Origin of the sequence: Mycolicibacterium doricum (assembly GCF_010728155.1) — a bacterium.
Lineage (GTDB): Bacteria > Actinomycetota > Actinomycetes > Mycobacteriales > Mycobacteriaceae > Mycobacterium > Mycobacterium doricum.
Map to the genome: position 1 here is coordinate 2,482,659 of NZ_AP022605.1, position 22,452 is coordinate 2,505,110.

At 67.3% G+C, this 22,452-nt stretch carries 18 protein-coding genes, 1 tRNA gene and 3 pseudogenes; 13 read left to right on the forward strand and 9 right to left on the reverse strand.

What is annotated here, in order from left to right:
- Window positions 1–42: 42 nt before the first annotated feature.
- Window positions 43–1,464: a site-specific integrase gene (locus G6N07_RS12185; RefSeq protein WP_085191354.1), complete on the forward strand. Its 1,422-nt coding sequence runs from the start codon at window positions 43–45 to the stop codon at window positions 1,462–1,464.
- Window positions 1,465–1,574: 110 nt separating this feature from the next.
- The gene (locus G6N07_RS12190) at window positions 1,575–3,341 is read left to right on the forward strand and encodes an AAA family ATPase (protein WP_085191356.1); all 1,767 of its coding nucleotides are present in this window, start codon (window positions 1,575–1,577) and stop codon (window positions 3,339–3,341) included.
- Window positions 3,342–4,322: 981 nt separating this feature from the next.
- Here G6N07_RS12190 and G6N07_RS12195 read toward each other — a convergent pair.
- The 4 genes from G6N07_RS12195 to G6N07_RS12210 form a co-directional block, all read right to left on the reverse strand.
- Window positions 4,323–4,397 (reverse strand) — tRNA-Val (locus tag G6N07_RS12195).
- Window positions 4,398–4,468: 71 nt separating this feature from the next.
- Window positions 4,469–4,939 carry a peroxiredoxin gene (locus G6N07_RS12200; RefSeq protein ID WP_085191362.1) on the reverse strand — a complete coding sequence of 157 codons (471 nt, stop codon included), beginning with the start codon at window positions 4,937–4,939 and terminating at the stop codon, window positions 4,469–4,471.
- Window positions 4,940–5,365, reverse strand: coding sequence for a DUF3052 domain-containing protein (locus tag G6N07_RS12205; protein ID WP_085191364.1), 426 nt, complete (start codon window positions 5,363–5,365; stop codon window positions 4,940–4,942).
- A 91-nt stretch (window positions 5,366–5,456) separates the two neighbouring features.
- Window positions 5,457–5,957 (reverse strand): Rv2240c family protein, encoded by a 501-nt coding sequence (locus G6N07_RS12210; RefSeq protein WP_085191366.1) that lies wholly within the window; start codon window positions 5,955–5,957, stop codon window positions 5,457–5,459.
- Between the two features lie 246 nt (window positions 5,958–6,203).
- Here G6N07_RS12210 and aceE point away from each other — a divergent pair, with 246 nt between their 5' ends.
- From aceE to G6N07_RS12245, 7 genes are all read left to right on the forward strand, one after another.
- Complete coding sequence (gene aceE, locus G6N07_RS12215) at window positions 6,204–8,993, forward strand: pyruvate dehydrogenase (acetyl-transferring), homodimeric type (protein ID WP_085191368.1); 2,790 nt, start codon at window positions 6,204–6,206, stop codon at window positions 8,991–8,993.
- 51 nt (window positions 8,994–9,044) lie between these two features.
- A complete protein-coding gene (locus tag G6N07_RS12220; RefSeq protein WP_085191369.1) occupies window positions 9,045–10,331 on the forward strand; it encodes a PucR family transcriptional regulator in 1,287 nt (428 codons plus the stop codon).
- A 128-nt stretch (window positions 10,332–10,459) separates the two neighbouring features.
- Window positions 10,460–11,425 carry an ACP S-malonyltransferase gene (locus G6N07_RS12225; protein ID WP_085191371.1) on the forward strand — a complete coding sequence of 322 codons (966 nt, stop codon included), beginning with the start codon at window positions 10,460–10,462 and terminating at the stop codon, window positions 11,423–11,425.
- 87 nt (window positions 11,426–11,512) lie between these two features.
- Window positions 11,513–11,806, forward strand: a complete 294-nt coding sequence (gene acpM, locus G6N07_RS12230) for a meromycolate extension acyl carrier protein AcpM (protein ID WP_011560748.1) — start codon at window positions 11,513–11,515, stop codon at window positions 11,804–11,806.
- Entirely contained in the window at window positions 11,803–13,053 is a 1,251-nt protein-coding gene (gene kasA / locus G6N07_RS12235; protein ID WP_085191373.1) for a 3-oxoacyl-ACP synthase KasA, read from the forward strand. The genes acpM and kasA overlap by 4 nt, the downstream gene beginning before the upstream one ends.
- Window positions 13,054–13,092: 39 nt before the next feature.
- Complete coding sequence (gene kasB, locus G6N07_RS12240; RefSeq protein WP_085191375.1) at window positions 13,093–14,343, forward strand: 3-oxoacyl-ACP synthase KasB; 1,251 nt, start codon at window positions 13,093–13,095, stop codon at window positions 14,341–14,343.
- Window positions 14,344–14,399: 56 nt separating this feature from the next.
- The gene (locus tag G6N07_RS12245; protein ID WP_085191377.1) at window positions 14,400–15,821 is read left to right on the forward strand and encodes an acyl-CoA carboxylase subunit beta; all 1,422 of its coding nucleotides are present in this window, start codon (window positions 14,400–14,402) and stop codon (window positions 15,819–15,821) included.
- Between the two features lie 290 nt (window positions 15,822–16,111).
- On the opposite strand, the pseudogene G6N07_RS12250 reads toward G6N07_RS12245, so the two are convergent.
- Together G6N07_RS12250 and G6N07_RS12255 are read right to left on the reverse strand one after the other, a co-directional pair.
- Window positions 16,112–16,438, reverse strand: a pseudogene (locus tag G6N07_RS12250) (FAD-dependent oxidoreductase); the annotation flags it as partial.
- A complete protein-coding gene (locus G6N07_RS12255) occupies window positions 16,435–17,016 on the reverse strand; it encodes a TetR/AcrR family transcriptional regulator (protein WP_085191379.1) in 582 nt (193 codons plus the stop codon). The pseudogene G6N07_RS12250 and the gene G6N07_RS12255, both read right to left, overlap by 4 nt.
- Window positions 17,017–17,073: 57 nt before the next feature.
- Between G6N07_RS12255 and G6N07_RS12260 the strand changes: the two are divergent.
- A pseudogene (locus tag G6N07_RS12260) lies at window positions 17,074–17,432 on the forward strand (FAD-binding protein); the annotation flags it as partial.
- A gap of 122 nt (window positions 17,433–17,554) precedes the next feature.
- Here the strand turns inward: G6N07_RS12260 and G6N07_RS12265 are convergent.
- From G6N07_RS12265 to G6N07_RS12275, 3 genes and pseudogenes are all read right to left on the reverse strand, one after another.
- Window positions 17,555–18,067: a DUF3145 domain-containing protein gene (locus G6N07_RS12265; protein ID WP_085191381.1), complete on the reverse strand. Its 513-nt coding sequence runs from the start codon at window positions 18,065–18,067 to the stop codon at window positions 17,555–17,557.
- Between the two features lie 108 nt (window positions 18,068–18,175).
- Complete coding sequence (locus G6N07_RS12270) at window positions 18,176–19,000, reverse strand: serine hydrolase domain-containing protein (RefSeq protein ID WP_085191383.1); 825 nt, start codon at window positions 18,998–19,000, stop codon at window positions 18,176–18,178.
- A 31-nt stretch (window positions 19,001–19,031) separates the two neighbouring features.
- Window positions 19,032–19,163: pseudogene (locus tag G6N07_RS12275) on the reverse strand (methyltransferase); the annotation flags it as partial.
- Between the two features lie 168 nt (window positions 19,164–19,331).
- Here G6N07_RS12275 and G6N07_RS12280 point away from each other — a divergent pair.
- The 3 genes from G6N07_RS12280 (at window position 19,332) to G6N07_RS12290 (ending at window position 22,331) form a co-directional block, all read left to right on the forward strand.
- The gene (locus G6N07_RS12280; protein ID WP_085191385.1) at window positions 19,332–20,423 is read left to right on the forward strand and encodes an S-(hydroxymethyl)mycothiol dehydrogenase; all 1,092 of its coding nucleotides are present in this window, start codon (window positions 19,332–19,334) and stop codon (window positions 20,421–20,423) included.
- Complete coding sequence (locus G6N07_RS12285) at window positions 20,420–21,043, forward strand: MBL fold metallo-hydrolase (RefSeq protein ID WP_085191387.1); 624 nt, start codon at window positions 20,420–20,422, stop codon at window positions 21,041–21,043. Before G6N07_RS12280 ends, G6N07_RS12285 begins: the two co-directional genes overlap by 4 nt.
- A 199-nt stretch (window positions 21,044–21,242) precedes the next feature.
- Window positions 21,243–22,331: a class I SAM-dependent methyltransferase gene (locus G6N07_RS12290; protein ID WP_085191389.1), complete on the forward strand. Its 1,089-nt coding sequence runs from the start codon at window positions 21,243–21,245 to the stop codon at window positions 22,329–22,331.
- The last annotated feature ends 121 nt before the right edge of the window (window positions 22,332–22,452 follow it).

Below are 22,452 nucleotides of genomic sequence, written 5' to 3' on the forward strand. Positions count from 1 at the left end.
GACCACCACAACCACAACCACGCACCCGAGGGAACCACCGACATGAGCGACATCGACACCACCACCACCGCCGACGCGCAGCCCGCCAAGCGCAGCCGCCGCGCCGAACCGATCAGCAAGCGCACCGCCAGCAACGGCGCGACCACCTACGAGTTCCGCGCCGACGTTGGCACCAAGGCCGACGGCACCCGCGACCGGCGACGGTTCACCTACCGCACCCTGGCCGAGGCGCGCCGCGAGTACCGCCGGATCACGTCCGAGGTGGCGGCGGGCACCTACAACCGCCCCACCGCCATCACGGTCGCCGAGGCGTGCGAGGCATGGCTGGCCGGGCGGCGCGGCATCCGCCAGGTGACCAAGTACGGCTACGAGATGGACCTGAAACCCGTTGTGCGACGCCTCGGTGGGCGCAAATTGCAGGCGCTCACCAAGGCCGACGTGGACGGCCTGGTGGCGTGGATGCTCACGGCGGCGCGCACCGACCACCGCCACTACCGGGCCGACTCGCTGGCCGGTCGCGTCGTCGCGCTGGTGGCCAAGCACCCCGACGGCATCACCGCCGCCGACCTCGCCGCCGCGCTGCCCGGCGATGTGCACACGGCCCTGTCCGCGCTGCTGGCCACCGGGCGGGTCTCTCGGCTGCGCCGTGGTGTCTACGCCCCCGCCGCGCCCGGGGCTGCCGCCGCCGAGCAACGTGGACTCAGCCCGCAGACGGTGCGGTCCACCCTCACCACGTTCGGCGCGGTGGTGCAGTCCTACACCGCCCAAGGCGTGCTGCCGCGCAACGTCGTGGCCCTGGTGGACCGGCCGAGGGACGCCGACGTCGCCGAAGACACCGCCGAGCCGGACGACGACGCCGACGGCGCGGTGCGGTCGTGGACGCTGGCCGAGGCCGAGCGGTTCCGCGAGTCGGTGCGCAATCACCGCCTGTTCGCCTGCTGGCTGCTCAGCATGTACGGGCTGCGCCGGTCGGAGGTGCTGGGATTGCGCTGGGGTGCAGTCAATCTCGACACCGGGGTGTTGGCCGTCCGGCGAGGCCGGGTGTCGGTGGGCGGTGCGGTGGTGGAGGGCGACCCCAAGTCGCGCCGGTCGCGCCGCGAACTGCCGCTACCGGCGGACGTGACCGAGGCGCTGCGCAGCCTCAAGACTCACCAGCGCGCCGAGGCGCTGGCGCTGGGCGTCGGGTGGTCCGAGGACCGGCTGGTGGCGGTGTCCGAGGACGGCACCCCGCTGCGGCCCGACGCCTACACCGACGAGTTCCACCGCCTGCGCGAGCGGGCCGGGCTGCGCCGCATCACGCTGCACGAACTGCGCCACACGTCGGTGTCGCTGATGCAGGACCGGGGCCACACCCCGCAGGTGGTCGCCGCCTGGCACGGCCACTCGCCCGAGGTCGCGTTGCGCATCTATACCCACGTCAAGGCCACCGAGCTACGGGCGGCGGGCGCAGCGCTGTTCGGGTAGTAACGCGGCGCGCCTCAAGACTTATCCGGCGCTGCGTTGCTAGGCGCGCCGACGGCTCAGGCACAATGAGCCTTCGCGCGTGGTCGCGACGTGGAGATGGGGGAAATTGCGTGCTCTTGGACTCAGTTGCCATTCATGGATTCCGTTCGATCCAAGAGAATCTGAAGATCAGCATTGGATCGCCGACAATCCTGGCGGGACACAATGATTCGGGTAAGAGTGCGGTCATCGACGCCGTCGCATTCCTACTCGACGGGCTGAAGCTCACGGACCGTGATCGCACCTACGGAGCGCCGGGTCCCGACGGCACCCCGACGCGTGTCACCGAGACAGTGGTCGAAGGCACGTTCGCGCTTCGCGCCGATGAGCAAGAGCAGCTGTCGCTCCCATCGCCACTCCGAATACGCCGCGTCTACCGAGAGAGCGGTACAGCTCTCGAAGTTCTCGCGGCCGTCCCGATTAACGAGGCACTGCGGGATATTGGCGCGCAGGACGTGAAAGCCTTGAAATTCAGGCTAAGCAGCCTCGGCCTGCCCCAAACCGGGAACAAGCCAGAGTTGGTGGCGCGGCTTGAAGAACTGGTGCCCGACGCCGAGAAGTCCGACATGTGGATGCCAGCAAGCACCGATTTGAAAAGGGCGTTGCCGCGAGTTCAACGCTTTGATGCGACATCGACACAGAACCCCGAGGATGCAATTCTCGCCACCCTCAAAACGTCCTACGCTGCTCATACTGAGGACGAGACGATCAAAGGCGATCTGAACAGTTTGACCGTCCAGCTTCAAGATCGAGTGGTGTCGGACGCCGAAGCGCTGCGCGAGCACATCAAGCAGAAATGTGGCGACATCGGCGAAATTCAAATTCACCCTGTCGTGCGACTCGACAGCGGACTCAAATCGCTCGAAGTGAGCGCAGTCAACGAACGCGGCGAACAAGTGCACCTCGGTCAATCTGGAACGGGAAGGTCACGCCGAATCGCCCTTGCCGTATGGGAGTTCAATGCCAATCTTCTTAGCGGATCGGGCGAGGACACTGTGCTTCTCTACGATGAGCCGGACACCCATCTGGACTACCGTCATCAACGCGGCTTTATGAAATTGCTCGATGAGCAAGCGAAACTTCCCAACGTCCGCACGGTTGTCGCAACTCACTCGATGAATCTCATTGACGGAGTGGATATCTCGAAGGTCGTGCACCTACAGCACGTGAATAGCCGTACGACGGCTGACCAGATCACGGATGACTCCGAAGTCGGTGCTCATTTGGGCGCAATCGCTGCATCACTCGGGCTGAGAAACACCGTCCTATTGCATGAGCGGTTGTTCGTGGGCGTTGAGGGGCCGACCGAAAGCAGAGCGCTTCCCGTGCTATTCAAACTCGCAACCGGTCGGCACCTACAGGCGTGCGGAATCGCCATCTGGCCATGCGATAACAACGACGGTGCACTTCGGTTCGCAAAGTATTTGCACACTCATGGGAGATATGTCTTGATCGTTGTCGATGAGGACTCACGGGACCTCAAGATATTCTCGGAACCACGTTTGGCGGCTAACGGACTCAGCCTCAACACTCACGTGCTGACCGTAGGCGTTCGCGAGTTTGAAGACACGTTCACAGATGAGCAGTGGGCATCCTGCGCGAATGGCGCGTGGCCCAGGACAGATGATCGTCCGTGGGAACCATCGGACTTCTCTGCTCACCGGGAAGGCAAATTCAGTTCGCAGGTAGAGCGAATGATACGCGAAAACAGCACTGTCGAAATAAGCGGCAAACCTGAAATTATGACCACTCTCGCCGTCGGACTTCGCACCCCTGACGAAGTTCCCGAGAAGTTACGGGAGTTGTTTGACGAGTTGATAACGCGCGCAGAGTATTAGCGAACGCGTCGGGCAACCATTCGGGCGCGACGTTGTGTGTTAGTCGGCGCGCTCCAGTTGTGGTAACGGACCGAGGCCGCCCACTCAAGGCCATGGGACCGCTCCTCGCGGCCACACCACCGGCACCCGTTGGGGGCCGGAGCCCGTCTGTGACGGACGTGCGTACGGATCGACACAGCCGCCTCCTCGGTTCCTCGCGGGTCATATTAGGGTCCGGCACGCTCTGACCTGTGTCAATGACCAATTTCACAGGGCACGACATCGTTCCAACAAACCTGTTGCCCGCAAAATTTCTATCCGGCGGGCTCAGCGCGAGCTACCGGCGGGCAGCTGGGCTTGCTCAGACCCCGGGGTTTTGCGGCTTTCGGCGAGAGTAAATCCCGGCCAAACACCCCGGCTCACATGCCATATGCCTCGCGAATCAACGCAGCTTCACGCCGATATCCGATCTGGTTCAAGTATCGAAGCAACAACGGGATCGGCGGCCAGTTCCGCAGGGGCGGCCGTGACTCGACGCCAGAATAGACGCCGCCGCCTGGTCCACTGAACAGCCCGCCCCCCGGCCCGCTGTATAGACCGCCGCCCACGCCGGTGTACAAACCACCCCCGACACCGGTGTAGCAACCACCGCCAACTCCGGTGTACAGACCGCCCCCGACGCCGGTGTAGGCACCACCGCCAACTCCGGTGTAGGCACCGCCACCAACGCCCGTGTAAGCACCACCACCGACGCCGGTGTACAGCCCGCCCCCGACACCCGTGTACAGACCACCGCCCACGCCCGTATACCGATTGCGCGGCCAACCGTCGGGATCAATCCAATCCATACCGCGGAGGCTATCTGCCGGGTCCGACAACTTTCGGCGGGCCGCACATGCAACGCGATTGGCGCTTGGGACACTCTCGGGACACTGACCCGCTATCGAACACCCGATCCGGTGCGCGGTAGCTCCCGAGTATGGCACTGACCTGCAATGACCTTGGTGGGCGTGGACGGTATCGAACCGCCGACCGCTGGTGTGTAAAACCAGAGCTCTACCACTGAGCTACACGCCCCGTGCCGGGCAGGCTACCCGGCGACGCGCCGCAGGGAAAAATCCGGCGCCGCGCTGCAGGCGAAAATCGCCTCAGCCCGAGCGCAGCGCCGAGAGCGCGTCGGTCCACACCGCTTGATCGCGCGGCTCGCCGGGCCCCTTCATCTCCGAGAACCGGATGATCCCCGACCGGTCCACCACGAAGGTGCCGCGGTTGGCGATGCCGGCGTCGTCGTTGAACACCCCGTAGGCCTGGGCGACCGCACCGTGCGGCCAGAAGTCCGACAGCACCGGGAAGGTGAAGCCGCTCTGGGTGGCCCAGATCTTGTGGGTGGGCGGTGGACCGACGGAGATCGCCAGCGTCACTGTGTCGTCGTTGTCGTAGGTCGGCAGGTGGTCCCGGATCTCGTCGAGCTCACCCTGGCAGATGCCGGTGAATGCGAGCGGAAAGAACACCAGCAGCACGTCTTTGGCGCCCCGGAAGGCGCTGAGCGTGACCGGCTGGCCGTTCTGGTCCTTGAGCGTGAAGTCCGGCGCTTCGGTGCCGACATCGAGTGCGGCCATCTACCGCCGCCCAGCGGGCTTCGACTTGGGCTGCACCAGCCGGCTGGCGATCCAGTCACCCAGATTCGCCGAGGAGGTCTGCATCAGACCCGCCGTCGGCGCCGACTCGGCGATGTCCGCCGGTTGCACATGCCCCGGCTTGCCGGTCTTGGGGGTGATCACCCAGATCACGCCGTCGTCGGCGAGTGGGGTGATGGCGTCCATCAGCGCGTCCACCAGGTCACCGTCGTCGTCGCGCCACCACAGCAGAACGACGTCGATGACCTCGTCGGCGTCCTCGTCGAGCAGCTCGCCACCGCACGCGTCCTCGATATCGGCCCGGATGTCGTCGTCGACGTCCTCGTCCCAGCCCAGTTCCTGCACAACCTGATCGTTTTCGATGCCCAGTCGTTGGGCATAATTCGGGGCGTCCGCCGCCGCCACCACCGTCGGTCCTCCTTCTGCCGATGCTGCCCGTCGTCGAGCCCCTATCGTTGCATGAGCCCCACCGGTTACGTGCGGCCGCTGCCCCGGTCCGTCAATATGACGCGTCGCACAGTTCGAGTGCGACCTCCCGCGAAGCGTCCAACCGGGTGACCGCGGCGTTGAACTCGTCGGGTCCGGCATCACGCCTGATCGTCCCCGCGACGTCGCGGGCGGCGCCCACCCAGGCGCCCAGCGCGTCACCCAGTTCAGGGCTGAGCACCTCCGAGATGCCGCTGGACACCAGGTTGGCGCTGATGTCGAGCGCTTCCACCGCCGGCCCGGCACGAGCCCCCACCTCGGGGGAGTTCTCGTTGACCGCGTCGACGTAGGCGTTGACGGCCCCGATCGCGTTCACGCTGGAGCTGCTCAGGTCCTCGCACGCGGTGTGGATCGCCGCGGTGGTCAGGGACTGTTGCCGTTCGGACTCCCGCGCGCTCGACTGCGCGATCGACTCCTCGACCGAGGCGGACACCGAGGCGCGGTACACCGGCGCGGCCTCGGGGTCGACCTCGCCGGTCCCCGAGGTCACCGAAGTGCAGCCGACGATGACCATGGCCGCCGCGGCGAGGCTGCCGAGTATCCGGCCAACCGTCTGCAGCCGCCTCCCCTGGCACCCTCCACCGCTCAGCACGGTCTACAGACGTTACCGGTTGACCGACTTCGTCGCGGGTTCACTCCGACCACCTGCGCTACCACGGTGCGGTTGCGGCACGATGGGGGAAGGATGGAGGTTGTCGCGCGTGAGGTCACAAACCCCCACGGTCGCGGCGTTCCCATACCGCCTGACAAGGAGCGGAAATTGACCACCGAGTTCGTGCGCCAGGAGCTGGCCCAAAACTCCTCTACTGCAGCCGCACACGACCGCGTTCGGGTGATTCGTGAAGGTGTTGCATCGTATCTGCCCGACATCGACCCGGATGAGACCGGCGAATGGCTGGAGTCGTTCGACGAGCTACTCGAACGCTCCGGCCCGGCTCGAGCCCGCTACATTCTGTTGCGGTTGCTCGAACGCTCCGGTGAGCAGCGGGTGTCGATCCCCGCGCTGACGTCGACCGACTATGTGAACACGATCCCGACCGAACTGGAGCCGTGGTTCCCCGGCGACGAGGACGTCGAACGCCGGTACCGGGCCTGGATTCGCTGGAACGCCGCGATCATGGTGCACCGCGCGCAGCGCCCGGGAGTCGGTGTGGGCGGTCACATTTCGACGTACGCGTCGTCGGCCGCGCTCTACGAGGTCGGGTTCAACCACTTCTTCCGCGGTAAGGGCCACTCCGGGGGCGGGGATCAGGTGTTCATCCAGGGCCACGCGTCGCCGGGCATCTATGCCCGTGCCTACCTCGAGGGCCGGCTGACCGCCGACCAGCTCGACGGATTCCGCCAGGAACACAGCCACCCGGGCGGCGGTATCCCGTCGTACCCGCACCCTCGTCTGATGCCCGATTTCTGGGAATTCCCCACGGTGTCGATGGGGCTGGGCCCGATGAATGCGATCTACCAGGCCCGATTCAACCACTACCTGCACGACCGCGGTATCAAGGACACCTCCGATCAGCACGTGTGGGCGTTCCTGGGCGACGGTGAGATGGACGAGCCGGAGAGCCGCGGGCTGGCCCACGTCGCCGCGCTCGAGGCGCTGGACAACTTGACGTTCGTGATCAACTGCAACCTGCAGCGCCTGGACGGCCCGGTGCGCGGCAACGGCAAGATCATCCAGGAACTGGAGTCGTTCTTCCGCGGCGCCGGCTGGAACGTCATCAAGGTGGTGTGGGGCCGCGAATGGGATGCGCTGCTGCACGCCGACCGCGACGGCGCACTGGTGAACCTGATGAACACCACACCCGACGGCGACTACCAGACCTACAAGGCCAACGACGGTGGTTACGTGCGTGACCACTTCTTCGGACGGGACCCGCGCACCAAACAGCTGGTTGAGAACCTCAGCGACGCCGAGATCTGGAACCTCAAGCGCGGCGGCCACGACTACCGGAAGGTCTACGCCGCCTACCGCGCGGCGATGGACCACAAGGGCCAGCCCACGGTCATCCTCGCCAAGACCATCAAGGGCTACACCCTCGGCAAGCACTTCGAGGGCCGCAACGCCACCCATCAGATGAAAAAGCTCGCCCTGCAAGACCTCAAGGATTTCCGCGACGCGCAGCGCATCCCGATCGGCGATGCACAGCTCGAGGAGAACCCCTACCTGCCGCCGTACTACCACCCCGGGCCCGAAGCGCCGGAGATCCGCTACATGCTCGACCGCAGGCGTGCGCTCGGCGGTTTCGTGCCGGAGCGCCGGACGAAGTCCAAGGCGCTCACGCTGCCGCCCAGCGACGCCTACCAGGCGCTGAAGAAGGGCTCGGGCAAGCAGGAGGTCGCCACCACGATGGCGACGGTCCGCACGTTCAAGGAGATCCTGCGTGACAAGCAGATCGGCCATCGCATCGTGCCGATCATTCCGGACGAGGCGCGCACGTTCGGGATGGACTCGTGGTTCCCGACACTCAAGATCTACAACCGCAACGGGCAGCTCTACACCTCCGTCGATGCCGAACTGATGCTGGCGTACCGGGAGAGCGAAGTCGGGCAGATCCTGCACGAGGGCATCAACGAGGCCGGTTCGGTCGGCACGTTCATCGCGGCGGGCACGTCCTATGCGACCCATAACGAGCCGATGATCCCGATCTACATCTTCTATTCGATGTTCGGGTTCCAGCGCACCGGTGACAGCTTCTGGGCGGCGGCCGATCAGATGACCCGCGGCTTCGCGCTCGGTGCGACGGCGGGCCGGACCACGCTCGTCGGCGAGGGACTTCAGCACGCCGACGGGCACTCGCTGCTGCTGGCCTCCACCAATCCCGCGGTCGTGGCCTACGACCCGGCGTTCGCCTACGAGATCGCCCACATCATCGATTCCGGCCTGCACCGGATGTACGGCGAGAACCCCGAGAACGTCTACTTCTATCTGACGATCTACAACGAGCCGTACGTCCAGCCCGCCGAACCGGAGGACCTCGACGTCGAGGGGCTGCTACGCGGGATCTACCGGTACCGCGCCGCCGCGGAGAAGAAGTCCAATACCGCGCAAATCCTGGTGTCGGGGGTGGCGATGCCGTCGGCCCTCAAGGCCGCCGAGATGCTGGCCGCCGACTGGGACGTGGCCGCTGACGTGTGGTCGGTGACGAGCTGGAACGAGCTCAACCGCGACGGTGTGCGGATCGAGAAGGAGCTGCTGCGCCATCCCGACCGCCCAGCCGGCACCCCGTACATCACCAAGGCGTTGGCCGACGCGGCCGGACCCGTGGTGGCGGTGTCGGACTGGATGCGGGCGGTGCCCGAGCAGATCCGGCCGTGGGTCCCGGGGACGTACATCACCCTCGGTACGGACGGCTTCGGGTTCTCCGACACGCGTCCGGCGGCGCGGCGCTACTTCAACACCGACGCGGAGTCCGTGGTGGTGGCGGTGCTCGAAGGGCTGGCGCGCGACGGCAACGTCGACATCTCGGTGGCCGTCGAGGCGGCTCACCGCTACGAAATCGACGACGTGCTGGCGGCGCCGGAGCAGACGTCCGATCCCGGAGTGGCCTGAGGCCCCCGACACCTTGGAGGACCCGATAGAAAATCGGGGTATCTTTTAGGGATGCTCGACAATCGGTACGTCCCGCCGGCGTCGACGGTGGAGGTCCTGCAGACCGTGCCGGACTCGGTGCTGCGCCGGTTGAAGCAGTACTCGGGACGGTTGGCCACCGAGGCGGTGGCCTCCATGGGTGACCGGTTGCCGTTCTTCGCCGGCCTGGAGGCCTCGCAACGCGCTAGCGTGCACCTCGTCGTGCAGACAGCGGTGGTCAACTTCGTCGAATGGATGCGCGACCCGCAGAGCAACGTCGGCTACACCGCGAAGGCGTTCGAGGTGGTCCCCCAGGATCTGACCCGTCGCATCGCGCTGCGCCAGACCGTCGAGATGGTGCGTACCACGATGGAGTTCTTCGAGGAGGCGGTACCGGTGCTGGCGCGCTCCGACGAGCAGGTGACGGCGCTGACCGCGGGCATCCTGCGCTACAGCCGGGATCTGGCGTTCGCCGCGGCCTCGGCCTACGCCGACGCAGCCGAGGCGCGGGGCGCATGGGACACCCGGATGGAGGCCAACGTCGTCGACGCCGTGGTCCGCGGTGACGTGGGGCCGGAACTGCAGTCCCAGGCGGCGACGCTCAATTGGGACGCCACCGCCCCGGCCACCGTCATCGTCGGGCTCCCGCAGCCCGACCGCGTCGACTTCGCCTCCGACGACGTGCGCGACGTGGTGACCCGCAACGACCGCGCCGCGCTGTCGGATGTGCACGGCACCTGGCTGGTCGCGATCGTCTCCGGTCCGATCTCGCCCACCGACCGCTTCCTCAAGGAAATCCTCGCGGCCTTCGCCGACGGCCCGGTCGTCGTCGGACCGACGGCGCCGACGCTGTCGGCGGCCCACCTGTCCGCCAGCGAGGCGATCGCAGGCATGAACGCGGTCGCCGGATGGAGCGGTGCGCCCCGGCCGGTGTCGGCACGCGAACTACTGCCCGAACGCGCCCTGCTCGGCGACGCGACGGCCATCGCGGCGCTGGACGCGGAGGTGATGCGACCGCTCGGTGATGCCGGTCCCGCCCTCACCGAAACCCTGGACGCCTACCTGGACGCCGGTGGGGCGATCGAGGCCTGCGCCCGCCAATTGTTCGTTCATCCAAATACCGTGCGTTACCGGCTGAAACGGATCGCCGACTTCACCGGGCGCGACCCCACCCTGCCCCGCGACGCGTACGTCCTGCGGGTAGCTTCCACAGTGGGCCGGCTCAACCGGCACGCGGCCCAGTCCAACCGGGCGAGTGCGGCATCGCTGCACGTCCCCACCGTGCGACCGGCCAGCGCGAACCTCTATCGCAACGGCTAGGAGGTCGCGGCTGGATCTCGCCGGAGTTGCATCACATGCAGTTTTGTGGACTTGCTACAAAAACATAAGATGAGGTTCATAATCTCTTACACGGCGCGAAGTCGTCTTCACAGTGTTCTCTTAGAGACGTGCCTCAATCGCCTACCCAGGTCGCGCTGCTCGCGCCCGGCCAGGGGTCACAGACTCCCGGGATGCTCGAGCCCTGGCTGCCGCTGTCCGGTGCCGCAGAGCGCTTGGCGACGTGGTCGGAGATCAGCGGCCTGGACCTGGCCCGGCTGGGCACCAACGCCGACGCCGACGAGATCACCGACACCGCGGTGACCCAGCCCCTGGTCGTGGCCGCCACGCTGCTGGCCCACGAGGAAGTCACCCGGCGTCTGGGCGAGCGCAGCGACGCGGGAACAACCGGCCTGTTCGGTGCCGGCGCCGTCGTCGCCGGCCACTCCGTCGGCGAGATCGCCGCATACGCCATCGCCGGGGTCATCTCCGCCGACGATGCGATCAAGCTGGCCGCCACCCGCGGCGCCGAGATGGCCAAGGCCTGCGCGCTCGAGCCGACCGGCATGGCGGCCGTCCTCGGCGGCGACGAGGCCGATGTACTTGAAGCGCTCGCTCGATTCGACCTGGTAGCCGCCAACCGCAATGCGGCCGGTCAGATCGTCGCCGCCGGCGCGGTGTCCGCTCTGGACAAGCTTGCCGAGGACCCGCCGGCCAAGGCCCGCGTCCGCAAGCTGGCCACCGCGGGCGCCTTCCACACTCAGTACATGGCCTCCGCACTCGACGGCTACCAGGCCGCCGCGCGTGAGGTGTCCACCGCCGAGCCGACGGCCACGCTGCTGTCGAACGTCGACGGAAAGCCGGTAACCTCGGCTGCGGACGCGATCGAGAAGCTGGTCGCCCAATTGACCCGCCCCGTGCGCTGGGATCTCTGTACCGCAACGATGCGGCAGCGCTTCGAGAACGCCGAGAACGCCGCGATCGTCGAATTCCCGCCCGCGGGCACACTCGTCGGCATCGCCAAACGTGAACTTCGGGGGGTTGCGACGCACGCCGTCAAGTCCCCCGCTGATCTGGACGGGCTCACCTCGCTGTAGGCCGCCGGGACAACCGCATATCGATCGTCATTCCAAGAGTTCTCCGCTTCCGCGGAGGCATGTTCACCACGTATAGAAGGAGCCATCGTGCCCGCCACTCAGGAAGAAATCATCGCCGGCCTCGCCGAGATCATCGAAGAGGTCACCGGTATCGAGCCGTCTGAGGTCACCCCGGAGAAGTCGTTCGTCGACGATCTGGACATCGACTCGCTGTCGATGGTGGAGATCGCGGTGCAGACCGAGGACAAGTACGGCGTGAAGATCCCCGACGAGGACCTCGCCGGGCTGCGGACCGTGGGTGACGTCGTCGCCTACATCCAGAAGCTCGAGGAAGAGAACCCCGAGGCTGCCGCCGCACTCCGCGATAAGTTCTCGCAGTGACCAGGCCTTCCACTGCTAACGGCGGTTTCCCCAGCGTCGTGGTGACCGCCGTCGAGGCGACCACGTCGCTCGCCGCAGACATCGAGAGCACGTGGAAGGGCCTGCTGGCCGGTGAGAGCGGTATCCGCGTTCTCGAAGACGAGTTCGTCACCAAGTGGGACCTGCCGGTGCGTATCGGCGGCCATCTGGTCGACAACGTCGACGATCACATGACCCGCATCGACATGCGTCGCATGTCTTACGTGCAGCGCATGTCGAAGTTGATTTCCGGCCGGCTCTGGGAGACCGCCGGTAAGCCTGAGGTTGATCCGGACCGATTCGCCGTGATCATCGGCACCGGTCTGGGCGGCGGCGAGAAGATCGTCGAAACCTACGACGCGATGAACCAGGGTGGCCCCCGCAAGGTGTCGCCGCTCGCTGTCCAGATGATCATGCCCAACGGTGCGGCGGCCGTCGCTGGTCTGGAACTGGGCGCCCGCGCCGGGGTCATCACCCCGGTGTCGGCGTGCTCGTCCGGGTCGGAGGCGATCGCTCACGGATGGCGTCAGATCGTCATGGGCGATGCGGACTTCGCCGTTGTCGGCGGTGTGGAAGGCGGCATCGAGGCACTGCCCATCGCGGCGTTCTCGATGATGCGCGCCATGTCCACGCGTAACGACGACCCCGCCGGTGCGTCACGGCCGTTCGACAAGAACCGCGACGGCTTCGTGTTCGGCGAGGCCGGGGCGATGATGATCATCGAGACCGAAGAGCACGCGCTGGCCCGCGGCGCCAAGCCGTTGGCCCGCCTCATGGGCGCCGGCATTACCAGCGACGCGTTCCACATGGTGGCTCCTGCGCCGGACGGTCATCGGGCCGGCCACGCGATGAAGCGTGCGATGGAGACGGCGGGGTTGTCCGCCAAGGACATCGACCACGTCAACGCCCACGCCACCGCGACCCCGATCGGCGACACGGCCGAGGCCAACGCCCTGCGGGTCGCCGGTGTGGAGCACGCCGCGGTGTACGCGCCGAAGTCAGCGCTCGGCCACTCCATCGGTGCGGTCGGTGCGCTGGAGTCGATCCTCACGGTGCTCGCACTGCGTGACGGCGTCATCCCGCCAACACTGAACTACGAGACACCGGACCCCGAGATCGATCTCGATGTCGTCGCGGGCGAGCCACGTTATGGCGACTACCAGTACGCCATCAACAACTCGTTCGGATTCGGAGGCCACAATGTGGCCTTGGCGTTCGGTCGTTACTGAGTAGCGCACGGCCAACGGAAAGACACAAACGGAGCAGGAATGGCACGGTTAACGGGGGACGGTTTCCCCAACGTGGTCGTCACAGGTGTTGCTATGACGACCGCCCTGGCTACCGATGCGGAGACCACCTGGCAGCGTCTCATCGACGGGCAGAGCGGTATCCGCACACTGGAGGACCCGTTCGTCGAGCAGTACGACCTTCCGGTGCGTATCGGCGGGCATCTGCTGGAGGACTTCGACGGTGAGCTCACGCGTGTCGAGCTCCGCCGGCTGTCCTACCTGCAGAAGATGTCGACGGTGCTGGGGCGTCGCGTCTGGGAGAACGCCGGCACGCCGGAGGTCGACTCGCGTCGGCTGATGGTGTCGATTGGCACCGGCATGGGCTCCACCGAGGAGCTCGTGTTCAGCTACGACGCGATGCGAGCCAAGGGCCTCAAGGCCGTGTCACCGCTGGCCGTGCAGATGTACATGCCCAACGCGGCCGCCGCCGCGGTGGGTCTGGAGCGCAAGGCCCGCGCCGGGGTCATCACCCCGGTATCGGCCTGCGCCTCCGGTTCGGAGGGCATCGCCCAGGCGTGGCGCAACATCGTGCTGGGTGAGGCCGACATCGCAATCTGCGGCGGGGTCGAGACCCGGATCGAGGCCGTGCCGATCGCCGGGTTCGCGCAGATGCGCATCGTGCTGTCGACCACCAACGACGATCCGGCAGGGGCCTGCCGTCCGTTCGACAGGGACCGCAACGGCTTCGTCTTCGGGGAGGCCGGTGCCCTGATGGTCATCGAGACCGAGGAGCACGCCAAGGCGCGCGGCGCCAACATCCTCGCCCGGATCATGGGCGCGAGCGTGACCTCGGACGGCTACCACATCGTGGCGCCGGACCCCAACGGCGAGCAGGCCGGATGGGCGATGACCCGCGCCATCCAACTGGCCGGTCTGCAACCGACCGATATCGACCATGTCAACGCGCACGCCACCGGCACCATTGTCGGTGACGTCGCCGAGGGCAAGGCGATCAACAAGGCGATGGGCGGCCACAAGCCGGCGGTCTACGCGCCCAAAGGGGCGCTCGGCCACTCGGTCGGCGCCGTCGGCGCGGTGGAGTCGATCCTGACGGTGCTGGCGCTCAAGAACGGCGTCATCCCCCCGACACTCAACCTGAAGAACCTGGATCCGGAGATCGACCTCGACGTCGTCGCCGGCTCTGAGCGACCCGGTAACTACCGGTACGCGATCAACAATTCGTTCGGATTCGGTGGGCACAACGTCGCGCTGGCTTTCGGGAAGTACTAGCACGCGCAGCTTCTCGACAGTCAGCTGACATCGGAACGGGCACTAGGAGGATTTGGATGACGATCATGGCCCCCGAGGCTGTCGGCGAAACGCTCGACCCGCGCGATCCGCTGCTCCGGCTGAGCACGTTCTTCGACGACGGCACCGTCGAGCTGCTGCATGAGCGGGACCGCTCCGGTGTGCTCGCCGCCGCGGGCACCGTCAACGGCGTGCGCGCCATCGCGTTCTGCACGGACGGGACCGTGATGGGCGGGGCCATGGGCACCGAGGGTTGCCGCCACATCGTCAACGCCTACGACACCGCCATCGAGGAGCAGAGCCCGATCATCGGGATCTGGCACTCCGGTGGCGCCCGCCTCGCCGAGGGTGTCAAGGCGCTGCACGCTGTCGGTCTGGTGTTCGAGGCCATGATCCGCGCGTCCGGGTTCATCCCGCAGATCTCCGTCGTCGTCGGCTTCGCCGCCGGCGGCGCCGCCTACGGTCCGGCCCTGACCGACGTCATCGTGATGGCCCCGGACAGCAAGATCTTCGTGACCGGCCCCGATGTGGTGCGCAGCGTCACCGGCGAGGACGTCGACATGGTGTCGCTCGGCGGACCAGAGGCCCATCACAAGAAGTCCGGTGTCTGCCACATCGTCGCCAGCGACGAACTCGACGCCTACCAGCGCGGCCGCCGCCTGGTCGGGTTGTTCAGCCAGCAGGGCCATTTCGACCGGACGAAGGCGGAGGCCCAGGACAGCGACCTGGCGGCCCTGCTGCCGGATTCGGCGCGGCGCGCCTACGACGTGCACCCGCTGATCACCGCGCTGCTCGACGACGGCGTGCCGTTCGAGGAGTTCCAGGCCAAGTGGGCGCCGTCGATGGTGGTCGGGCTTGGCCGGCTGGCCGGGCGAACCGTCGGTGTGCTGGCCAACAACCCGCTGCGTCTCGGCGGCTGCCTGAACTCCGAAAGCGCCGAGAAGGCAGCACGTTTCGTGCGGCTGTGCGACGCGTTCGGCATCCCGCTGGTCGTCGTCGTCGACGTGCCGGGCTACCTGCCCGGCGTCGACCAGGAGTGGGGCGGTGTGGTCCGCCGCGGCGCTAAGCTGCTGCACGCGTTCGGCGAGGCCACCGTTCCGCGTGTCACGCTGGTCACCCGGAAGATATACGGCGGCGCCTACATCGCGATGAACTCGCGTTCACTGGGTGCGACGAAGGTCTTCGCGTGGCCGGACGCCGAGGTTGCCGTCATGGGCGCCAAGGCAGCGGTCGGGATCCTGCACAAGAAGAAGCTCGCGGCCGCAGCGCCCGAGGACCGCGAAGCGCTGCACGAGGAGCTCGCCGCCGAGCACGAGCGGATCGCCGGCGGTGTGGATTCCGCTATCGAGATCGGCGTGGTGGACGAGAAGATCGACCCCGAGCACACCCGCAGCAAGCTCGCCCAGGCGCTGGCCGAGGCGCCTGGGCGCCGCGGTCGGCACAAGAACATCCCGCTGTAGGTGAGCGGTAAGGGAACTCGCACCTGCCGCAACGCCGGAGTTCGGCGGCCGGACATCCCCCGCCGATCACGTTGATGACACCGGTCGGCGATCCTCACCGTGTCGCCGCCTGACAGGTCGGCGGTACTGCCGCGCCGGTGTCGATCAGCGGGCGCAACCCGGGGTATGCGCCTTGGACGCCTTCGGTCGAGGTCGTCGCGAACGCGGTGTCGACGATGTGAGCAGGACGCTGACCTCCTGTCGGCTCGGTTGCGGCACGTCGGGTATCGGCCCGGGTGCACCTCGTCGGTGAGCCAGAGGTAGATGCGGCCGAGTTGTTCGGGTCATGAGGGTTCCACGCTCGACGGAGCTGCGCCGCGCGATGCCGCGGTTGCCACTGGCCAGGTAGCGATCCGCGTGGAGGAGTTTCGAGCTCCAGCGACTAGTGCCGAACCCCAGGTTGCCGAACCCCAGGTCGCGCTTCCCCACGAGCACGACCGCCAGGCCGCGGCTCGCGGCATCCAGGGCGATACCGGCGCCGGTGATCCCGCCGCCGACCACCACGACGTCGACCGGTGCGCCGGCGGCCAGGGCGGCCAGTTCGGGGCACGGCGGGTTGCGTTGAGGGCGGCCGTCATGGCCGCAGGTACCCGTTCAGTGAGCGCGCCAGTTCCTTCGACAGGGCCTCGGCGTCGAGGAGCGGGGCCACCATCTGCGCGGACTGGATCGTCGACTGGGTGATCAGCAGACACATCGCAGCCAGTTGACGGGATTCACCGAAGCGCACGCTGCCCTGGTCCTGGGCGAGTTTTATCTCAGCGGCCAGCGCGTCGATCAGGTTTTGTTGGCTGGTGCCGAGCCGTTCGGTGATGTAGGCCGTCGCCGGTTCGGGTGCGCTGTGCAGCACGGCCATCACGATCTCGTCGTTGCGTAGCCGGTTCCCCACCCGAACGATCCGTTCGACCAGCGCCACTCGGCCGACCCCGTCACCGGGTACGCCGTCGAGCACCCCGGCGATCCGGGCGGTGAGCAGCGCGGCGAGGACGGCGTCGATGTCACGCCAGCGGCGGTAGATGGTCGGCCGGCTCACTCGCGCCCGGCGCGCGATCTCCGCCAGCGTGACCCGGTTGACCCCGAAGGCCACGACGCATTCCCCGGCGGCGTCGAGGATGCGTTCCTCCACCGTTCGCGAACCGCCATTACGCCTTGGCACCACGTGTAATAATGTAACGCATCCTGGCCGATCCGAGCACGCTGCCCGGTTTCTTCCCCGATCTGGGGCGACGCGGCCGCCGCCAGAACCGTGTCCTGCGGCATTCGGTCACTTCTCGAACAGGCGCTCGGCGTCACGCAGCCAAGCCCGCCGATCGTCGCAGAACAGGTGAACCTTTTGCCCGTCGGGACGGCAAGTTCACCCTCGACCTGCTGCGCCGGCGCAATCGCGGAGTTCAGGACACACCCGACGCGGTGCTGCTGCCCGCCGACGAGGAGCAGGTCGCGGCGATCCTCGAGCACTGCAGCGCGCAGCGCATCGCGGTGGTGCCGGTTGGCGGGGGGACCAGCGTCGTGGGGTCGCTGGACCCGATCCCCGGCGACTTCGCCGCCGTGGTGTCGCCGGATCCACGCCGCCTCGGTCAAGGCAACCCTCGATCCGGCCGGCCCACGCCGACGGGGATTTCACTGCCCACTGCCGGTCACGGTGTCCGTAGTCCCGGGCGCGCTGCGCATCCTGACGTCCACCGGTCAGCGCGGCGCTACCCGACTCCGCGGTTGAGCCAGCTGACCTCGGCGCCCGCCCCGCCGTCGCGGTAGGGCTCCAGCGCCTCGTCCCACGCCGTGCCGAGCACGGTGTCCAGTTCGGCAGCCAGCACGTCGGCGCCAGCGGCCATCAGGGCGCGCAGCCGCATCTCGCCGACAACGACGTCGCCGTTGGCGCTCATCGGACCGCTCCACAGACCCAACTGCGGGGTGTGGCACCAGCGGTGCCCGTCCACGCCGGGACTCGGGTCCTCGGTGACTTCGAACCGCAGCACCGACCAGGAGCGCAGGGCGTTGGCCAACTGCGCTCCGGTGCCGACCGGGCCCACCCAGTTGGTGACCGCACGGAGCTGTCCGGGCATGGCGGGCTGCGGGGTCCACTTCAGGTTGGCGCGCGCCGACAGGGTCGACGACAACGCCCACTCGACATGTGGGCACACCGCCGCGGGTGAGGCATGCACGTACACCACGCCTGTCGTCGCGTCGGCGAACTGGTTCGACGCACGCATAAGCTGCTCCTTCGGCTCCACGAGGGACGTCTTCCCCAAGCGGCCTCTTGAAACCGAGTGACAACCGTGTCGTGCGTGTCTATTGTGCCTTGTGTGGCGGGTGTTGCGCTAGTGTGGCCCGAATTCTCTCAGGACTCCATCAGAGATCGTCGGCCAACGCTCGTAGGCCCAGTCCCCGAAGTCGCGGTCGGCAAAGGCGACGAGTGCCAGGTCCGCGCCCGGGTCCGCCCACAGGAAGGTCCCTGACTGGCCGAAATGGCCGTATGTGCGCCTCGAATTGGTCGAGCCGGTCCAGTGCGGCGACTTGTCGTCGCGGATTTCGAAGCCCAACCCCCAGTCGTTCGGGCGCTGCACGCCGAAGCCGGGCAACACGCCGTCGAGCCCCGGGAACTGCACACTGGTCGCCTCCTCGTGCATCTGCTGTGAGACCAGCCGCGGCCGCAGCAGGTCGCCGGCGAACGCCGCGACGTCGGCAACCGTGGAATAGGCGCCGTACCCGGCCGCCTCCGCGCCGCCGTCGAGCGTGCTGTCGGACATCCCGAGCGGTTCGAACACCGCCTCGGCGAGGTAGCGGCCGAATTCGATGTCGGCGGCCCGCTCGATTGTGGCGGCCAGCACCCCGAAGCCGTAGTTGGAGTAGATGCGGCGGTCCCCTGGCTCACCCATCGTCTCGTCGGAGTGCATGGTGAGCCCGGAGGTGTGGGCGAGCAGATGGCGGACGGTGGAGCCGGGCGGACCCGCTTGGGTGTCGAGGTCGACGACGCCCTCCTCGACCGCGACCTGCACGGCGCGCGCCGTGAGAGGTTTGGTCACCGACGCCAGCCGGAACCGGTGCCGGAGATCGCCGTATTGGGCCAACACACCGGCCGGCCCGACCACCACTGCGGCGGCGGTGGTCACCGGCCAGTCCGCGATCACGTCGAGCACGCCCATCGGGGTGATGTTACTTGCGGCAGATGTAGTCGAGGTAGGCCGCCGGCGGCACCCCGATGTCGTCCTCCCGACGGCTGGACGCCTTGATGTCGGCCATCAAGAGCACCCAGCCGCGCCGCAGGGCGCGCTGGACGTTCGCCAGCACCCGCGCGGGCTGGGCCTCGGCGCGCCCGCTGCCGAGCCCCTCGTCCGAGAGTCGATTCCGGCGAACTCGCTGGACCGGAAATCCTTCGCCATCAACGCCTCGATCCCCTCGGCCTCGTCGCGAGCGAGGCCAGCGCGGGCCGCGGTCACAGTTCGCCGGAGGGATTACAGGGATTACGTTGTAGGCATGAGTCAGACAGTGCGCGGGGTGATCTCGCGGTCCAAGCAGCAGCCCGCGGAAGTGGTGGACATCGTGGTTCCGGATCCGGGTCCGGGCGAGGTCGTCGTCGACATCATCGCGTGCGGGGTGTGCCACACCGATCTGACCTACCGCGAGGGCGGGATCAACGACGAGTATCCGTTCCTGCTCGGTCACGAGGCGGCCGGCACGGTGGAATCGGTCGGCGACGGTGTCACCAATGTGGAACCGGGTGATTTCGTGATCCTGAACTGGCGCGCGGTGTGCGGACAGTGCCGGGCGTGTAAGCGGGGTCGTCCGCACCTGTGTTTCGACACCCACAACGCCGCGCAGAAGATGACGCTGACCGACGGTACCGAGTTGACCCCCGCCCTGGGCATCGGTGCATTCGCCGACAAGACACTGGTGCACGAAGGGCAGTGCACCAAGGTCGATTCCGCGGCCGACCCGGCGGCCGCCGGGCTGCTCGGCTGTGGGGTGATGGCCGGTATCGGTGCGGCCGTCAACACCGGTGCGGTCAACCGGGACGACACTGTTGCGGTCATCGGCTGCGGCGGTGTCGGTGACGCGGCGATCGCGGGGGCAGCGTTGGTGGGGGCCAAGAAGATCATCGCCGTCGACACCGACGACAAGAAGCTCCGGTGGGCACGCGAGTTCGGCGCCACCGACACGATCAACGCCCGCAGCGTCGAGGACGTGGTCGAGGCGATCCAGGAGCTGACCGACGGGTTCGGCACCGACGTGGTGATCGACGCGGTCGGCCGCCCGGAGACCTGGCGTCAGGCGTTCTACGCCCGTGATCTCGCCGGAACCGTTGTCCTGGTGGGTGTTCCGACCCCGGACATGCGGTTGGAGATGCCGCTGGTGGACTTCTTCTCCCGCGGTGGGGCGCTGAAGTCCAGTTGGTACGGCGACTGTCTACCCGAACGTGACTTCCCCACCCTGATCAGCCTGTACCTGCAGGGCCGGTTGCCGTTGGACAAGTTCGTCTCCGAACGCATCGGCCTCGACGACGTCGAGGCGGCCTTCGAGAAGATGCACCACGGTGAGGTGCTGCGGTCGGTGGTGGTGTTGAAATGAGCAACATCCAGCGGGTGGTCACCCACGGTGTGTTCGAACTCGACGGCGGCTCTTGGGAAGTCGACAACAACATTTGGGTCGTCGGTGACGACGACGACGTGGTGGTCTTCGACGCTGCCCACGACGCCGCCCCGATCGTGATGGCCGTCGGCGGCCGCAACGTCGTCGCGGTGATCTGCACCCACGGTCACAACGACCACGTCACGGTCGCCCCCGAACTCGGCCAGGCGCTTGACGCGCCGGTCCTGCTGCACCCCGCCGACGACATGCTCTGGCAGATGACCCACCCCGACAAGACCTTCCGCGTGGTCGAGGACGGCACAACGCTGCACGCCGGCAGGATCGACTTTCGCGCCCTGCACACTCCCGGGCACTCCCCGGGCTCGGTGTGCTGGTACGCCCCCGATCTGAAGGCGGTGTTCTCCGGCGACACGCTGTTCCAGGGCGGGCCCGGCGCCACCGGGCGCTCGTTCTCCGATTTCCCCACCATTCTCGAATCGATCTCTGGACGCCTCGGCACCCTGCCCGGCGACACGGTCGTCTACCCGGGCCACGGTGACACCACCACCGTCGGCGACGAGATCGTAAACTACGACGACTGGGTGGCGCGGGGCCACTGACCCTCAATCCTCGAGGGCGGCGGATCGGCCGCACGATGAACACCTGGTGGCTGATGCCGCCGATCAGTTCGCCGCTCGCGCAATGTCAGAGCCCGCGATTTCGGTCACAACCTCAGCATTTGCTGCGGAACGTCCAGCGCGAAGGCGGCGACCGGCGACTACCGTCGGAGGTGTCGTCCCGTTCGAAGGAAGCCCGCTCGTGCCCGAGTCCAGCGTCGTTGTCTGTCCGCAGCCATTGGACAGTGCCTATTACACCGCCAGGAGGCGGTTGCAGGCGGCCGGCCTGCGCCCGGCGATCGACCTGTTCGAGCAGGCCGCCAAGGTGGTGCCGCTGCCCGCACCGCCGCAGCCCATCGTGATCGCCGACTACGGCGCCGCCACCGCGCACAACTCCCTACTGCCGATCTGCGCGGCGATCGCCGTCCTGCGCACCAGGACGACCCGCGGACACTCCGTGCTGGTGGTGCACACCGACGTTCCCGTCAACGACTTCACCGCGATGTTCCGCACACTGACCGACGACCCCGATTCGTATCTGCGCAAGGACGCGGCCTCGTTCGCGTCCGCGGTGGGCCGGTCGTTCTACTCGCAGATCCTGCCGTCCAACAGCGTGAACCTCGGCTGGAGCGCGCACGCGGTCCAATGGTTGAGCCGGGTGCCCGCCCCGGTGCCCGACCATCTGCAGGTGGCCCACACCGCAGAGGAGTCGCTGCGGGCCGCCTACGCCCGCCAGGCCGCTCACGACTGGCATGAATTCGTCGCGTTCCGGGGCCGCGAGCTTTGTCCGGGCGGCCGATTGGTGTTGATGACGATGGGTATCGGCGAGGACGGCGAGTACGGGTACCGACCGCTGTTGGCGGCGTTGACCGATGCGCTGGCCGAACTGACCGGGGCGGGGTTGGTCCTCGAGGACGAAGTTCGGCGCATGACGATCCCGATGGTGAGCAGGCGCGCCGCAGACTTCATCGCCCCGTTCTCCCCGTCGGGCCGCTTCGAGCGCCTGGAGATCGAGCACCTCGAGATTTTCGACGGTGAGGACCGGTTCTTCGCTCAGTACCGATTGGACAAAGACGCCAAGGCATTCGGCGTCAACTGGGCGCAGTTTGCACGGGCGTCCGTGTTCTCGACCATGGTCGGCGCCCTTGACGGCGGTCGCGACGATGCGCGTGCGGAGCAGTTCCTCGACCAGCTCGAGGCGGGCATCGCGACCCGGATGGCCGCCGCACCGGAACAGACGCAGATCCCGTTGGCCCGTCTGGTGCTGCACAAGCGGCCGAAGGCGCGCTGATCAACCGGCGAGATTCTCCCCGAAAGTGCTGCGGTGGCTCAAGGGGCGACGCCGCCAGGCGGCGAGAACTGTTCACGGAAGTTCGCCGGTGAGCCGCTTCGGCGTTTGCGGCGAGGACCGC